This window comes from Collinsella aerofaciens (assembly GCF_028209395.1).
GTDB classification, from domain to species: Bacteria; Actinomycetota; Coriobacteriia; order Coriobacteriales; family Coriobacteriaceae; genus Collinsella; species Collinsella aerofaciens_AZ.
Genome location: NZ_JAQLDQ010000004.1, coordinates 56,040 through 71,279, shown reverse-complemented (window position 1 = coordinate 71,279; position 15,240 = coordinate 56,040). Strand labels below are relative to the sequence as shown.

12 protein-coding genes and 1 tRNA gene are annotated in these 15,240 nt (G+C 60.4%); 9 read left to right on the top strand and 4 right to left on the bottom strand.

All coding sequences use genetic code 11. The features are described 5' to 3' along the window. Nucleotides 1-25 precede the first annotated feature (25 nt). The 9 genes from PMW67_RS03145 to PMW67_RS03105 all read left to right on the top strand — a co-directional run bounded on the left by PMW67_RS03145 (nucleotide 26) and on the right by PMW67_RS03105 (nucleotide 10,709). Nucleotides 26-2,029, top strand: coding sequence for a fructose-specific PTS transporter subunit EIIC (locus PMW67_RS03145; protein WP_271738732.1), 2,004 nt, complete (start codon nucleotides 26-28; stop codon nucleotides 2,027-2,029). Nucleotides 2,030-2,535: 506 nt separating this feature from the next. Continuing rightward, nucleotides 2,536-2,799: an HPr family phosphocarrier protein gene (locus tag PMW67_RS03140; protein WP_022094575.1), complete on the top strand. Its 264-nt coding sequence runs from the start codon at nucleotides 2,536-2,538 to the stop codon at nucleotides 2,797-2,799. A 133-nt stretch (nucleotides 2,800-2,932) separates the two neighbouring features. Further along, a complete protein-coding gene (gene ptsP / locus PMW67_RS03135; protein ID WP_055250441.1) occupies nucleotides 2,933-4,636 on the top strand; it encodes a phosphoenolpyruvate--protein phosphotransferase in 1,704 nt (567 codons plus the stop codon). A 74-nt stretch (nucleotides 4,637-4,710) separates the two neighbouring features. Then, a complete protein-coding gene (locus PMW67_RS03130; RefSeq protein WP_055250439.1) occupies nucleotides 4,711-5,643 on the top strand; it encodes a 1-phosphofructokinase family hexose kinase in 933 nt (310 codons plus the stop codon). A gap of 184 nt (nucleotides 5,644-5,827) precedes the next feature. Further along, entirely contained in the window at nucleotides 5,828-6,760 is a 933-nt protein-coding gene (locus PMW67_RS03125) for a 1-phosphofructokinase family hexose kinase (RefSeq protein ID WP_118266420.1), read from the top strand. Between the two features lie 164 nt (nucleotides 6,761-6,924). Then, complete coding sequence (locus PMW67_RS03120) at nucleotides 6,925-8,319, top strand: CCA tRNA nucleotidyltransferase (RefSeq protein WP_271738731.1); 1,395 nt, start codon at nucleotides 6,925-6,927, stop codon at nucleotides 8,317-8,319. Nucleotides 8,320-8,447: 128 nt separating this feature from the next. Further along, a tRNA-Glu gene (locus PMW67_RS03115) sits at nucleotides 8,448-8,524 on the top strand. A gap of 149 nt (nucleotides 8,525-8,673) precedes the next feature. Beyond that, the gene (locus PMW67_RS03110) at nucleotides 8,674-9,981 is read left to right on the top strand and encodes a lysylphosphatidylglycerol synthase transmembrane domain-containing protein (protein WP_271738730.1); all 1,308 of its coding nucleotides are present in this window, start codon (nucleotides 8,674-8,676) and stop codon (nucleotides 9,979-9,981) included. Nucleotides 9,982-10,097: 116 nt separating this feature from the next. After that, nucleotides 10,098-10,709: a TetR/AcrR family transcriptional regulator gene (locus PMW67_RS03105; RefSeq protein WP_157757975.1), complete on the top strand. Its 612-nt coding sequence runs from the start codon at nucleotides 10,098-10,100 to the stop codon at nucleotides 10,707-10,709. A 112-nt stretch (nucleotides 10,710-10,821) separates the two neighbouring features. Here the strand turns inward: PMW67_RS03105 and PMW67_RS03100 are convergent, their stop codons facing one another. The 4 genes from PMW67_RS03100 to PMW67_RS03085 are packed head-to-tail and all read right to left on the bottom strand — an operon-like array spanning nucleotide 10,822 to nucleotide 15,197. Next, the gene (locus tag PMW67_RS03100) at nucleotides 10,822-12,042 is read right to left on the bottom strand and encodes an ABC transporter ATP-binding protein (RefSeq protein WP_271738729.1); all 1,221 of its coding nucleotides are present in this window, start codon (nucleotides 12,040-12,042) and stop codon (nucleotides 10,822-10,824) included. Beyond that, nucleotides 12,043-13,065 carry a FecCD family ABC transporter permease gene (locus PMW67_RS03095; protein WP_271738728.1) on the bottom strand — a complete coding sequence of 341 codons (1,023 nt, stop codon included), beginning with the start codon at nucleotides 13,063-13,065 and terminating at the stop codon, nucleotides 12,043-12,045. 22 nt (nucleotides 13,066-13,087) lie between these two features. Then, nucleotides 13,088-14,659, bottom strand: a complete 1,572-nt coding sequence (locus PMW67_RS03090; RefSeq protein ID WP_271738727.1) for an ABC transporter substrate-binding protein — start codon at nucleotides 14,657-14,659, stop codon at nucleotides 13,088-13,090. A gap of 4 nt (nucleotides 14,660-14,663) precedes the next feature. After that, entirely contained in the window at nucleotides 14,664-15,197 is a 534-nt protein-coding gene (locus tag PMW67_RS03085) for a hypothetical protein (protein ID WP_035138217.1), read from the bottom strand. Between the last annotated feature and the right edge of the window lie 43 nt (nucleotides 15,198-15,240).

Sequence of the window (15,240 nt, the reverse complement as noted above, 5' to 3'; positions counted from 1 at the left end):
CGCAGTACTCAAGAAGGAGGGACACATGCCTAAGTTTGACATCATCGCCGCCACCGGTTGCCCGACCGGCATCGCGCACACCTTCATGGCGAAGGAGGCGCTGGAGAAGGCAGCTGCCGAGCGAGGTCTGACCATTAAGGTTGAGACCCATGGCCAGGTCGGTGTCGAGAACGAGCTCACCAAGAGCGAGATCGCCGGTGCCAAGGCCGTCGTCGTCGCAGCCGATAAGGATGTCCAGGCGGAGCGTTTCGCCGGCAAGCGCATGGTTTCCGTTGGTGTTTCCAAGGCCCTGTCCGTTGAGGCAGCCGGTAAGCTGATCGACCGCGCGCTCGCCGCCAAGGGTGACGACTCGGTTGCGGCTGCTGCCGATGTCGAGGATGAGGTCGAGGAGAAGGAGTCCATCGGCCACATCATCTACAAGCACCTCATGAACGGCGTCAGCCACATGCTGGTCTTCGTCGTCGCCGGTGGTGTCCTGACCGCCGTTTCGTTCCTGTGGGGCATCACGTCCTTCGATTCGACGGCGTCTGACTACAACAGCTTTGCCGCTATGCTCAAGATCATCGGCGGCATCGCCATGAACCTCATGGTTCCCGTGCTTTCCGCCTACATCGCCGAGTCCATCGGCAAGCGCCCGGCACTCGTCCCCGGCTTTGTTGCCGGTATGATCGCCATCCAGGGTCTGCCCGTTAACGCCGAGACCGGTATGATCGACGCCGGCGGCGCCGGCGTGGGCTTCGGTTTCCTGGGCGGCATCGTCGGCGGCTTCCTCGCTGGCTATGTCATCCTGCTGCTCGAGAAGGTCTTCTCCAAGCTGCCCAAGAACCTGGACGGCCTCAAGGCTATCTTCCTGTACCCGCTGTTCTCGACTGCCATCGTCGGCCTGGTCATGCTCGGCATCTCCGGCCCCATGGCTGCCATCAACACCGCCATGATGGACTTCCTCAAGGGCCTGTCCGCCTCTGGCGCCATTGTCCTGGGCCTTGCCATCGGCTGCATGTGCGCCGTTGACATGGGCGGCCCGGTCAACAAGGCTGCTTACGTCACCGGTACCGCTATGCTCACCGAGGCCCTGGCCGCCGGCGTCGGCACCGACACCTACAACTTCGGCACCAACTTCATGGCTGCCGTCTCCGCCGCCTGCATCGTTCCGCCGCTGATCACCACCTTCGCTGTCGTTGTCGGCAAGAAGTACTTCAGCCAGGAGGATCACGACGCCGGTATCGTCAACCTCATTCTTGGTTGCACCCACATCACCGAGGGCGCCATTCCGTTCATGACCAAGAACATCTGGCCGGTCATGCCCATCATGATGCTCGGTTCCTCCATCGCCTCGATCCTGACCATTATGTTCAACGTCCACGATCCGGCGCCCCACGGTGGCTTCCTGGTCCTGCCCGTTGTCGAGAACGGTCCGCTGTGGGTCCTCGCGATCCTCATCGGCGCTGTGGTCGGTGGCATCCTGTTCGTGGCCTTCAAGAAGTACGACTTCGAGAAGAACCAGAAGGCCGCTCCTGTAGCCAAGCCGGTTGAGGCTTCCAAGGCCGCTGCCGTTGAGGCCCCTAAGGCCGAGGCTGCCGACTTCGTGAAGGTTGAGAATGTCTTTGTCGCCGAGGACTTCGCTTCTCGTGACGAGGCTCTGAGCTTCGTTTCCAACCAGGCTGTCAAGGCCGGTATCGCCAGCGACGCCGACGCTGTGATGAACGCCTTCCTGGCCCGCGAGGCCGAGGGCACCACGGGCATGATGGAGGGCTTCGCCATTCCGCATGCCAAGTCCGACGCCATTACCGAGGCTGCCGTCATCGTCGTTAAGGACGAGTCCGGCGTGACCGGTTGGGATACCATGGACGGCGTTCCCGTCAACGTGGCCATCGCTCTGCTCATCCCTGGTGCACAGGCTGGCACCACGCACCTCAAGATCCTGTCCAAGGTCGCCGAGGCGCTCATGGACGAGGACTTCCGTGCCACCGTCAAGGGTTCCACCGACGCCGCCGAGATCGCCAAGACGATCAACGCCCGCCTGGTTTAATTCAACAGTACGCGAATAACATCGCCCCCTGTAACAAAGGCGAGGACTCCCTACGGGTCCTCGCCTTTTTTCATGCCACCCGGCACTTAGGGACGTCCTTTTCCTGCCGGCACCCCGGGACACTCCTTAGTCCCCAACAGGGCATTAATAGCCCTCATCGACTGAATCACCCACGCGAACAATAATTCAGCCAGAATTCCTTTCGCACGATATTGCTCTGGACCATCCGAGTTTCCGCAACTCGCCTGCCGGGCGGGGCGGTTAAGTTTGTCGCGAGTTCCGCACGCAAAGGAAAGCACTTAATGTGCTTTCCGTCTTGCGCAGGACTGTAGAGCAGAAAACTTAACCGCCCCGCCCGGCAGGCGAGCGGACAAGACAGACATCCGTCCAACAATTCGTGCGAAACACAATGAAAAACCGTTTGATGTGAGTTAATATAAACAACGTCGTGAATCTGACTCCTGCCACATGCATGACAGGGGTTAAACACAAAAAAGGAGTCAACTATGGTTTCTGAGAAGGCTACCCTCGTTAATCCTCAGGGTCTGCACATGCGTCCGGCTGGTCTGTTCGCCTCCACCATGGGCAAGTACGCCTGTGACGTGACGGTCGTCACCCCCGAGAAGGAGGTCAACGGCAAGTCCCCGATGGCCCTCATGGCTGCTGGTATCCCCTGCGGCACCGAGGTCGAGGTCAAGTGCGACGGCGCCGACGAGGCCGAGGCTCTGGCTGCTGCCATCGAGCTCATCAAGAGCGGTCTTGGCGAGTAGAACTCAAACGGGTCGCATGTTGAACAACTAAGTTCATATTTGGGGGCGCAGTGACCTGTCTTAAGGTAGCTGCGCTCTTTTGTCATGGATATGGCAAAACGCTTTATCACATGACACGGAGAGAGGAATGGGAATGTATCAGGGAGTCAACGCTTCCGAGGGCATCGGTATCGGCACCGTCATGGTCGCCGTCGATCCCGACTTGACGTTTGAGCCGCACGAGGTTGCTGATTCGGCAGCAGAGAAGGAGCGCTATCAGACCGCTCTTTCGGTCTTCTGCGAGAAGACCCAGGCTCAGGCCGACCACATGAAGGAGACGGTGGGCGAGGCCGAGGCCGAGATCATGAGCGGACACATTGTCCTGGCTCAGGATCCGGGCATGACCGACGCCATCAACGCCGCCATTGACGGCGGCACCTGCGCCGAGCAGGCGCTCATGGACACCTCGACCATGTTCGAGAACATGTTCCTGTCCATGGACGATGAGATGTTCCGTCTGCGCGCGGCCGACATCGCCGACATCCGCACCGGTATTCTGGCCGAGCTGCTGGGCAAGGAGGTCGTCGACCTTTCCGTCCTGCCCGAGAACACCGTCGTTGTCGTGCACGACCTCACGCCGTCCATGACCGCCACGATCGATAAGGCGCACGTTGCCGGTATCGTCACCGAGACTGGTGGCCGCACGTCGCACTCCGCAATCATTGCGCGCGCCCTCGAGATCCCTGCTGTCCTTTCGGTTTCCAACAGCTGCACCGCACTGCGCAACGGCATGACCGTTGTCGTCGACGGTGGCAAGGGTATCGTCGAGGCCGATCCCGATGAGGAGACGCTCGCCGCTTACACTGCCAAGGCCGAGGCTTTCGCTGCCGAGAAGGCGGCTCTCGAGGCCTTCCGCGGCAAGCCGTCCGTGACTGCCGACGGCATCAAGAAGATCATTGCCTGCAACATCGGCAACCCCGATGACGTGCCCAACGCGCTCGATCACGACGCCGAGGCTATCGGCCTGTTCCGTTCCGAGTTCCTGTTCATGGACTCTGCTGAGCTTCCTTCCGAGGAGGAGCAGTTCAACGCCTACCGTAAGGTCGCCAGCGCGCTCAAGGGCGCTCCGGTCATCATCCGCACGCTCGATGTGGGTGGCGACAAGGAGATTCCGTACCTGCACATGGTCAAGGAAGAGAACCCCTTCATGGGCTTCCGCGCCGTGCGTTACTGCCTGGCCAACCCCGACCAGTACAAGGTCCAGCTCCGCGCCCTGCTGCGCGCCAGCGCCTTCGGTGACGTCAAGATTATGATCCCGCTCGTCACCTGCGTCGAGGAAGTCTTGGCTGTCAAGGAGCTCGTCGAGCAGTGCAAGACCGAGCTGACCGAAGAGGGTCGCAAGTTCAACGAGAACATCGAGGTCGGCATCATGGTCGAGACGCCTGCAGCCTCGCTGCTCGCTGACCGCCTGGCCGAGGTCGCCGACTTCTTCTCCATCGGCACCAACGACCTGATCGGCTACACCATGTGCGCCGACCGTGGCAACGACACCATCTCCAACCTGTACCAGGTTTACTATCCCGCCGTGCTCCGCTCGCTCAAGAACATCATCGAGAGCGGCGTGAAGGCCGGCATCATGGTCGGTATGTGCGGCGAGGCCGCTGCCGATCCGTTGCTCGAGCCGCTGCTGATCAGCTGGGGCCTGGAGGAGTTCTCGATGAGCGCTCCGTCCATCCTGCGCGCCCGCAAGACCATCAGCCAGTGGACCAAGGCCGAGTGCGACGAGCTCGCCGAGAAGGCGCTCGCCTGCAACACCGCTGCCGAGGTCAAGGCACTGCTCGAGTCCGCAGCTCGCTAATTTGGTATCAGAGGTAACCGCGTGGTTGGAATGGGCCGGCCACGCGGCCCTCACATATACAGGGGGTACTGTAAATGTTCTACACGCTAACCGCTAACCCGGCTGTCGACATGACGGTTTCGAGCTCTCCGCTCGAGCCCGACGAGAACGTCCGCACCGGCTCGGCCAGCTACACGGCTAACGGCAAGGGCCTCGACGTGTCCTTCGCCTTTAAGAAGATGGGCGTCGACACCGTCGCGCTCGGTTTCTTCGCCGGCTTCACGGGCAAGTTCATCGTCGAGGAGGTCATGAACCTGGGTTGCCTCTGCCGCCCGGTCTGGACCGACGGTATCACGCGCATCAACACCTACGTCAACGATGGCCAGCACGAGTACGGCATCCTCAACCCCGGTGCTCCGATCACGCCGCAGCACCAGGAGGAGCTCTACAACATCCTGGACACCGCGGGCGACCTTGAGTGCCTGATCGTCTCCGGTTCCGTGCCTCCCAAAGCTACGCCTGACTTCCTGGCTCAGGTCATGGAGCACGCTCAGGCCCGCGGCGCCGACGTCGTCCTGGACCTGTCCTCCGACAAGCTCAAGGAGCTCGCTCACAAGAAGCCGCTGCTCATTAAGCCGAACCATCACGAGATGAAGGCTATCTTCGGCGTGCCGGTCGACACCGACGACGAGGTCCGCGTTGCCATGAAGCTGGCTCACGAGGCCGGCGTCCAGAACGTGCTGCTCACCCGTGGTAGCCGCGGTGACGCTTACTTCTCCAACGGCGAGGACATCTGGTATGCCAAGCGTGAGTTCAACATCAAGCTTGTCTCTTCCGTCTGCGCCGGCGACTGCACCCTCGCTGCGTTCCTGCACAAGTGGTACAGGGATCGCGACAACGTCGAGGAGGCCATGAAGCTCGCTATGGCCACCGGCGCCAACGTTGCTGAGTCCGTCGGCATCGGCGACTTTGGTCACGTCGACGAGTACAGCAAGCGCGTTGCTGTCCGCAAGCTCGATCGCAAGTAAGCGAAACGCGACAAACTCGTGCGCATACGGCGTCCCGGTTTCGACCGGGGCGCCGTTTTTTTGTCCCACTCGAACCTCGGAGCCGCGCTTCACGCGTTCCACACCGTTCACCGAGTTGTTGTAGCCTTTTACCGAAGCGTGGAATATACTTTCATTAACACGTTGCTTCGTGAAAGGAACATTCATGATTTACACGCTTACTGCAAATCCCGCTATTGACTACAACATCTCCTGCGATGGCCTGTCCGCCAACACCGTTACCCGCACCCGTAACGCTGTCTACACCCCCAACGGCAAGGGTCTCAACGTTTCGTTTACGCTCGACCACTACGGCGTCGACACCACGATCCTGGGCTTCTTCGCCGGCTTCTCGGGCGAGTTTATCGTTAAGGGTGCCGAGGCCCTGGGCGTGCCCGTCAAGCCCGTGTGGACTGACGGCATCACGCGCGTCAACGTGTTCCTCAATGCCGGTCCCGACACCGAGTACAACATGGTCAACGCCGGTGCCGCCATCAACGAAGCCAACGAGCAGGAGATGTTTGAGCTTATCGATTCGCTCGATGACATGACCTGCCTGGTTATCAGCGGCTCGCTGCCCCCCAACACCTCCGAGGGCTTTCTGGCAGAGGTCCTGCGTCGCGTGAAGGCGAAGGGCGCCGAGTTCGTGCTCGATATCTCGAGCCATCAGCTGGCCGACCTCATTGCTATGGAGCCGTTGCTCATTAAGCCCAACGACGACGAGCTGCTCGACATCTTTGGCATTAAGGTGAGCGGTGGCGACGACGAGTCCGTCAAGGGCGCCATGGCCGAGCTGCACGCCAAGGGCGCTAAGAATGTACTGCTGACGCTCGGCGGCGACGGCGCGTACTTCTCCAACGGCGAGCACATCTGGTTTGCCAACCGCACCTTCGACGTCAAGCTGCTGTCGACCGTCTGCGCGGGCGACTCCTCGCTGGCCGCCTTCCTTTCCGTGTGGCACGACGCCCCCGAGCGCGTCGAGGATGCCCTGCGCCTCTCGATGGCCACCGGCGCCAACGTGGTCGAGTGCCCGGGTCTGGGCGATTTTGCCAAGGTCGATGAGTATCAGAAGGGTATTGCAATCCGTCAGGTTTGCTAGTTCCGGCACCTTGCCTGAATAGTTCAATTATTTCGCATCCGTCTTAGACCAGGACGGATGCGTTTTTGTTTATCGGACTTGCGTGTGCAGTGGAGGCTGTTTCTTGCTAGACTTCTTGCAGACGCAATCGATAGCCAATTTGATAGTCGCAGGAGGCCATAGGCATGTGCAATGTTTCGCTCAACGGTACGCAGCCGACCGATGCCTCTATCCGTGTCCTGCGTGCGCTTGAGGCAGCAGGTCTTGAGGCTTGGTACGTGGGCGGTTGGGTACGTGATGCCCTGATGGGACGCCCCAGCCACGATGTTGACATGTGCTGCAGCGGCCTGTGGCAGGAGTCCAAAGAGGCGCTCGAAGCGGCTGATATTGCCGTGGTTGAGTCGGGCATAAAATTTGGCGGCATCACGGCTATTTGCGATGATGAGCGCATTGAGGTCACCACCTACCGCCTAGACGGCTTTTACACCGACGGCCGCCATCCCCAGAGTGTGGAGCGTGCGGCGTCGCTTGAGGACGATCTGGCGCGTCGTGACTTTACCGTTAACGCTATGGCCTGGCATCCCGAGCGTGGTCTTGTCGACCGCTACGATGGTCAGGGCGACCTAGACCGCAAGCTCATCCGCGCCGTTGGAGATCCCAAGCGTCGTTTTAACGAGGACGCGCTTCGCATGCTGCGCGCGGTGCGTTTTGCCTGCCGTCTGGATTTTATGATCGAGCCTAAGACTAAACAGGCGCTTGCCGAGTGCGCGCCGCTGCTCGATGCTGTGGCGCGCGAGCGCGTGGGCATTGAGCTCGAGGGTATCCTTTCGACCGGCCATGGGGGAGACGCGATGCTGCGCTACCCCGAGCTTGTTTGCGCCGCCGTGCCCGAGCTCGCGTCCGCTCGCGGGTTTGATCAACGCAGCGTCTATCATGCGTTTAACGTCTACGAGCATATCGCCCGCGTGCTGACGGTGGCAGGGGAGCTGGCGCTGTGCGACGGCGTCGCGCCCTCGTCGAGCCTTATGTGGGCGGCGTTTTTGCACGACGTTTCCAAACCCGAGTGCTTTACGGTCGATCACGACGGCAGCGGCCACTTCTACGGTCATCCCGAGCTCGGCGCCAAGAAGGCGCGTGTCATCATGGATCGCCTGGCGCTCTCGCACGATTTGGTGCGCGATGTGTGCCTGCTGATCAAATACCATGACAAGCCGCTGCGCCCCGAGCGCTCCTGCCTGCTCAATATGATGCGCGCGCTTTCGGGCGAGGGTGTCGATACGCCGCGTCTGATGGACGAGCTCATGGACCTTAAGCGTGGCGACACGCTCGGCAAGGCGCCCTCGTGCTTCTATTACGTCGAGACGATCGAGGAGATGCGTACGCTCGCCCACGATCTGCTGCAGGCGGGGGAGCCCTATACACGCAAGATGCTTGCCATCAATGGTGGCGACCTGATCCGCGCCGGCGTCAAGCCGGGGCCGGAGCTGGGACAGCTTCTCAACGCCGCCCTCGACGCCGTGATCGAGGACAACATCCCCAACAACCGCGAAGCCCTCCTGGCTCATCTCAACTTGAACTAGCTAACCAGTTGACCTGCGCGTTCCATAACCTGCCGACAATTTTTTCGGCAATTTGGAATTTCTTCTTGCGCTGATGTTTTTTGTCCCGTAATATATTTCCTCGCAGCACGGCAGTGCAGATGTCATGTGGCCCGTTCGTCTAGCGGTTTAGGACGCCGCCCTCTCAAGGCGGAGATCACCAGTTCGAATCTGGTACGGGCTACCACGCATCTGATACCCGGACTTCCTATGGAAGCCCGGGTTTTTATTTTCAAACAACCGTCTGCAATTCCCGTTTGAACCAGAGCTTTGCGTTCTGCCTATGGCCCTTACGGGTACAATATCCAAGATATTTTGACTGTTAGAAGGAGTCTCATGACGGAGTCCTCTCAGCATACGTCCAAGCCCCAGGTCGAGGTTGAGGCCTCGGGCGGCGATGACAATAAGAGCGCACGCCGCGGCGCAATCTTTATCGGCGTTGTGCTGGTGGGTTATATCGTCTATCTGGTGGTAACCGGGCAGATGGGGCAGTTCTGGGCTGCTATGTCGAGCGTCCAGGCGCCCTGGCTCGTTGTCGCGTGTCTTTGCATGTTTATGTATCTGTTCTTTGGCATTGTGGCCTATGCGATCGCCGTCTGGCTCGACCCCAATTCACCCGTCGGCATTCGCGACCTGATCTCGGTCGAGGCGAGTGGCATCTTCTTTGGCAACCTGACGCCCATGATGATGGGCTCTACGCCTGCCCAGATCTACCGCCTGACCAAAGCGGGCCAAAACGTGGGCGAAGCGGGTGCCACGCAGTTCACCCGATTTATTGTTTATCAGTTTGGCCTCGTTGCCTGGGGCGCTATCCTATTGCTTGCTCGCATGCCGTTTTTTGCCGAGCGCTATGGCGACATGACGCTGCTGTGCGTCTTTAGTTTTGGCGGTCACTGCTGCATCCTGCTCGGCATCTTCGCCGTCGCGCTCATGCCTAAGACCGTCACGCGCGTCGCCCATTGCATCATCAATTGGCTCGAGCGCATAGGTGTCTCGGCCACTAAGATCGATGGATGGCGCTCGTTTGTCGATGGCGAGATCTACTCCTTCTCCGAGAAGTTCAAGCTTTCGGCCGGACATTTTTCTTCCATGCTGCTCACCGTGTTTATCACCATGCTGCAGCTCGCGTTTTTCTACCTCGTGCCGTATTTCCTGATGCTTGCCTTTGGTCACCACGAAGTCGACTTTTTCTCGGTCATGGCCGCGAGCGCCTTTGTCCAGCTGCTGAGCTCTGCGGTTCCCTTGCCCGGTGGAACTGGTGGCGCCGAGGGCGGCTTTGCTTTGTTCTTGGGTCATTTCTTTGGGTCGGCTTCGACCGCCGGCTATCTGCTGTGGCGTCTCATTACGTTTATCGCGCCGACCATTTTGGCTGCGCCCCTGCTGGGCCTTAAGAGCGCCCACAACGAGAGTATCCATGCGCGCTGGGATCGCGTGATGCGCAAGCTCGGCCGCACGCCTCAGACGCCCTCTGCGCCCACTATGCCGCACCCCACGAATGCTGTTACCGGTGATCCCAAGAAGCGCGCTCAGAAGGCTTCTGGGACCGCTAAGCCGGCTCATAAAGCCTATGTGCGCCAGACAGGCGACGGTATTCGCGTATCTCCGTCGGCACTCAATAAGAAGAAGCACCCTAAGTCGCAGTAGGGCAGTCGTGCGTTCTTCATGATGCGGGGCATATTTGTGCTGTATGGGGGATAATCCTCTTACGTAGATTATCTCTCATCTGTTGATGAATGCTCGCATATCGAAGGGACACTTCCATGGCAACCAGCAAACCGCGTCTTGACCGCCGCATCGTTCGCAGCCGTAATGCCATCCTTTCGGCTTTCGAGCGCCTGCTCATGGAAAAGCCGCTGGCAGACATTACGGTGAGTGCCATCGCGCGCGAGGCCAATGTCGACCGCAAGACCTTTTACGTTCACTTTGGTACGGTTGACGGCCTGCTCGATGCCATTGCCGTCGATGTGGTGGAGATGATTGTCGACTCGGTCGAGAAAACGCTTGCTTCTATGGACGGCGACACCAACGAGCGCGCTCTTGGCGCGGCGGCGACCTTCTTTAAAACCGTTAACGAGGCACTGTGCAACAACTTAGTGCTCAATCGTCAGCTGATCGAGAATATTCCGCTCGATGATTTCATGGCTCGTCTTCGTGCGCCGCTCGAACACGAGATTGCCGAGCGTGATCTGCTGCCCCAAGGTCTCAAGGACGAGATGTTCGACTACTATCTGGCGTTTTTGCTGTCGGGTATTATCGGTATCTATCGCACGTGGGCACTGTCTGACGGCTCGGTTCCTATCGAGCGCGTCTCTGAGGTCGCCAACGATCTGACTCTCAACGGTCTGTCGAGTCTGGAATCTCGTTTGGATTAGGCCTAGTTGAGCTCGTCGGCGTGGAAATTCCTGTTCACGAGGTTCTCCGGCGCCTTGGAGACCTCGCCGGCGTAGGAGCTGTAGCCTGAGGATCCTTAAATGAAAGTCCAGTTTATCCTTCCCACTCCAATTGGGAATCCTCCGATGCACCTTCGCACGCTCGCATGACCTCGATACCATGCGAGCGTGCGAATTCGACGAGCTCTGCGTTGCGGGCGTTTATGGTGCCGAAGTCAGCGGGGCACACGATAAGGCGCGCGCAGTGGACGAGGAGCTCTTTGGCGCGGGCTATGGTTTTATCCCCGATCGGCTCGAAGGCGCGCTCGGCCACGCATTCCGTCGCCAGGTCGCGCGCGAGCTCGCAGTCGATGTCCCCTTCGTGCAGAATGCCCGCGTAGAACGCCTTGCCCTGCCGGATGAGCTGGCGAAACACAGCTGACCCCGTACCTGCGCCGGCGATGACGAACGTGTGCGCATCGCCGTGTGGGCGCCCAATTTCCACGCTGCCGAAGTGCTCGTTGAAGGTGCCATGTTGAAGGCCGTAGAGCTCGCCAATCGTCTCGCGCGTGAATATGTCCTCGGGTGCGCCGGCGCGGAAGACCCGACCGTCCTTCACGCAAATCACCTTGTCGGCGCTTTTCTGCGCGAGCTCGAGTTCGTGGATGGACATGATGACAGCCACATTCCGCGATTTCGCAAGGTGGCGAAGTATTCGCAGCAGGTCGATCTGGTAGCGGATATCGAGATACGATGTGGGCTCGTCGAGCACGAGCACACGCGGATCCTGCGCGATGGCGCGTGCGAGCATGACGCGCTGGCGTTGCCCGTCGCTTATCTGCATGAAGTCGCGCTCGGCGAGCTCTTCCACATGTGCGGTTTTCATGGCCTCGTCGACCCGACTATGGTCGTCAGGCGAAAGTGTTCCCATTCGCCCGGTGTAGGGATGCCTTCCCGCCTCTACGATATCGCGGCAGGTGAGGAGCTCGGTCCGGGGTCGATCTGTCAGCATAACGGCAAGGTTCCTTGCGAATTCCGCCGTCTTCCATCGGGAAATCTCCCGCCCGTCGAGCTCGACCGCGCCGGCAAGCGGTGCCAGATGGCGCGTGATGGTTTTCAAGATGGTCGACTTGCCCGAGCCGTTCGGCCCGATGAGCGCCACGACGTCGCCCGCGCGAACCTCCAGATCGACGCCTTCGACTACGACCTTCTTGTCGTAGCCCGCCGACAGGTCGCTTATGCGGAAAAACGGCGCTCCGTCAGCCTGCGTTTCGACCGGGGTTTCGAGGTTCGACTCCCCTCCGAGCGTTTTGGGCCGCGGCACGAATTCCCCCATCTACCTCACCCGCTTCTTCAACATGAGTGCGATAACCACCGGCGCGCCGAAGATGGCGGTGACGGCGCTGATGGAAAGCTCGACGGGAGAGAACAGCGTGCGCGCGATCAAATCGCAACCCGCGCAGAAGATGGCGCCTCCCAAGAAGCACGCAGGAATCACGCGGATGGGCTTCGACGACTTCAGCGCCGACTTTACGAGATGCGGAACCGCGATGCCTACGAACGACACCGGACCAGCGAACGCGGTCACGCAGGCGGAGAGCATGCTCGCTAGAAGGACGAGCACCACGCGGAAGCGTGCGACGTTCACGCCGACGCTTTTCGCGTAGGCTTCTCCCAGCTGGAAGGCGGAAAGGGGCTTCGATATCGCGAATACGCATGCGCTCACGGTGATCACCACGACCGCGATGACCGCAATGTCGTCCCAGTTCGAACCCGAGAAGCTACCCAAAGACCAGTTGTGCAGGTTCACGATGGACTGGTCGTCGGCGAAGGCGATGAGAAAGTTCGTCGCCGCCGAGCAGATGTATCCCACCATGACGCCCGCCACGATGAGCATGGCCATGGAACTTATGCGCCGTGCGATGAGGAGCACGAAGCCGATGGTGATAAGCGATCCCAGAAACGCTGCGGCCACCATGGCCGGCGAGGACATGGCCTGGTTCGCGCCCAGAAGCACGATCATCGTAAGCGCGACGACGAACTTTGCGCCCGAGGAGACGCCCAAGATGAACGGGTCGGCGATGGGGTTGTAGAAAAACGTCTGCAGCAGGAACCCGGAGAGCGAAAGTGCCCCGCCGAGAAGCACGGCTGAAAGCACGCGCGGCAGGCGAATCTCCCAGATGACTTGGCTTTCCATGGAATTGGCCGCGCCGCCCGAAAGGATGCCGGGGATGTGGTCTGCGGGCACGAGCACGCTCCCGATGCACAGGTTGGCCCCGACGAGCACGATGAGGACAACAGCGAGCAGCGCCGTCACGACGCGACACCGCGCGGCGCGTCCCGATTCGTCGTATGTCATGGAAAGCCGGCTTCTCATGACGCTAGCCAAGCTTCCTCAGATAATGGAAGTCGCTCGCGTCATCGCCGGTGAACGCTCCGTGCAGCTCGTCGATAATGTCGGCGGTAGAAGTCATCTGCTGGTACATGTCGGCGCATGTGACCCAGACGTTGCCGTTCTTCACGGCTTTGAACTGCGACAATAGCGCGTTTTTGCTTACGAAGTCGTTCAAGGTGGCAACCGATTCGTCGATGGTGCCGTTGTAGACGATGATGTCGGCATCCTTCGCCGTCGCGTAGAAGCGCTCCATTTCGAGCGTTACTGACGAACCTGACGTCGACGCCGTCTGCGCGTCATCGAGCGCGTAGCTGCCGCCTGCAAGCTCGATCATCTGCGCCACGTAGTCGCCCGCCCGCCGCGTGACGGCGGCCCCGTTCGAGTTAATGTAGAAATACGCCACGGTTTTACCTGACGACGCGAGCCTCGACGTTTGCTCGACGCGGGCCTTCTGCTCGTTGAACAGGTGCGCGGCCTCGTCTTCCTTGTCGAACAGGACGCCGAAAAGCTTAATCCACTCGACGCGCCCGAGTGCTTCGGGCTCGCTCGACGACTGTTCGGTGAGCACGACGAGCCCGAGCTTCTGCAGCTTTTCCTTCACATCGGGCGTGTGGTTGATCATGGTGTTCTCGATGGCGAGCGTGCAGCCCGAGGCCGATATTCGCTCGTAGTCGGGCGCGCTGTACTTGCCGCCGTAGGCGATCGCCCCACTTTCGAGCGCGCTTTTGAAGCCCCCGACCGAGCAATCGTCGGCCTTCGTGCCCGACATGAGGATATTGTCGTTCGCATCGAGCGCGTCGACCAGGCACATCGTCGCCGACGACACGAGGTACACCTTGTCGGCGGGGCGCCTTATGACCGCGATGTCGGAGCTCAACCCATCAGGTACCTTCGCATCCTGCGGCACCACGAGGAAGCGCTCCCCGTTCGAAACGCAGATAAGCCGCAAGCCGCCTTCGAACTCGTCGACAGTGAAGTGCTTGGCGTATTCTAGCTGAAGCGTCCCCGTCGGCTCCCAGCCGCAGCCCAAATCGGCGTTGTGGAAGTCGGCCGCGGCGCTTGAAGCCGTTCCCGCAGGGGAGTCGCCGCTTGCATCGTCGCCCGTTTTCTTCTTCATGGTGGATGAGTCGAAGTGGATCGTGTAGTCGATGGTGTGCGGCGTCGACATGGCGACGGTCTCGGCCGACACGGCGATGTCCTCGTCGAGCGTGACGGGTATCTCGAACGTGGAGTTGCCGCCGTCGTTTACGGGCGCGTAGTCTACGCCGTCGACGGTCATCTTGTCGTAGTTCGAACTCGACCAGGTGATGGTCGCGGTGTAGTTGTCGCCATCCTTCACAATTGTGGTGGGTGAGGCGATGCTTGCGCGCCCTGACCCGCCGGAGAGCGAGACGCTCACAGTGTATTCCTGAGAGCCTGCCGTGCCACCGGTCGCGTTCGGGCTCGCACTGCACCCCGCGAAGGGAAGCGCGAGCAGGGCGACGAGAACGCAGGCGATCGCGCGCACCGCGATGCTGCGACGCTTCCTGCTTTCCCCCTTGGGAAGAATCGACCGCATGGCGTTACTTCAGTGCGTCGGCGCGCAGATCGACGCCGGCGGATTCGAACACGAGCGTGCGGTCGTACCACTGCTCTTTTCTAATACTCCACGCGGCGCAGGCGGTGTCCTCGTCGAGCGCTTCAACGGGCACGTCGTAGGTGTACTTGCCTTCCGCGTTTTCCACATAGGGGATGAAGTCGGCCTCGCTTGCGGCGGCAGCCTCGTCGCCCGTGCCCATGAAGAGCTTGCCGTAGCCCGTGCCGGAAAGCGTCATCACGCAGTGCATGGAGCCGTTTTCCACGATGAGCTGGGCGTCCACAATCCTGAACATGTTCGAGCTGGAATCTACGGTGATCGGATAGGTGCCGTCGGCCACCTTGTCGGCGGTGATGGGGGCAGCGCTTGCGCCCTCGGGCGCATCGGCCGCCTGTTCGGTCTTTTCCTGGGAATCGGCATCGCTTGCCTTTGCGCTGTCGATTGAATTTCCGCCGCAGCCGGCGAGCGAGAACGCGAAAAGCGCCGCTGACAGGGCGAAGGCGAGGGTTTTCTTCAACATGGAGGGGGTTCCTTTCAATCGCTTCGACCGCCCGCGCCGTGCG